Source organism: Aestuariibaculum marinum, assembly GCF_014596975.1.
GTDB lineage: Bacteria > Bacteroidota > Bacteroidia > Flavobacteriales > Flavobacteriaceae > Aestuariibaculum > Aestuariibaculum marinum.
In genome coordinates, this window is the sequence record NZ_JACVXD010000041.1 from 1 (window position 1) to 505 (window position 505).

The 505-nt window shown below is 36.8% G+C and carries 1 pseudogene; it reads right to left on the reverse strand.

Annotation, left to right across the window (positions count from 1 at the left end):
* A pseudogene (locus ICJ85_RS16135) lies at positions 1-439 on the reverse strand (transposase); the annotation flags it as partial.
* Positions 440-505: the final 66 nt, after the last annotated feature.

Sequence of the window (505 nt, forward strand, 5' to 3'; positions counted from 1 at the left end):
CCTTCTTCTGGGTGGGCTTCTGCCTTTTGAAGTAGTGCTTGTTCAATTTCTATATCATCCTTAGGCAAGGGCATATAATAATATACACTTTTACTCATGTTTAGAACACGGCACGCCCTACTGATGCCGTAATGAATAAGTGACTTTGCTATATCTCTTTTACGGCAGGGCTTTAAAGCTTTTTTTCGATGATCTCTTTAGCCATTTGATGGTCTAAGGCTAGATTGGCATACATCTGCTTAAGTTTGCGATTTTCCTCTTCTAATTCTTTGATGCGTTTGAGTTCTTTGCCGTTCATGCCAGCATAGCGCTCTCGCCATTTATAAAATGCTGATGAGCTTACGCCATGTTCACGGGTAATTTGTTCGACACTTTTACCGTTATCAAACTCTTTTAAAATCTTGGCTATTTGACTTGGATTGAATTTACTTTTTCTCATAATTACTGTTTAAAGTTAATATTATTTTTACACTTTTAAACAGTTCGGTTTTAAGGGAAGCTTACA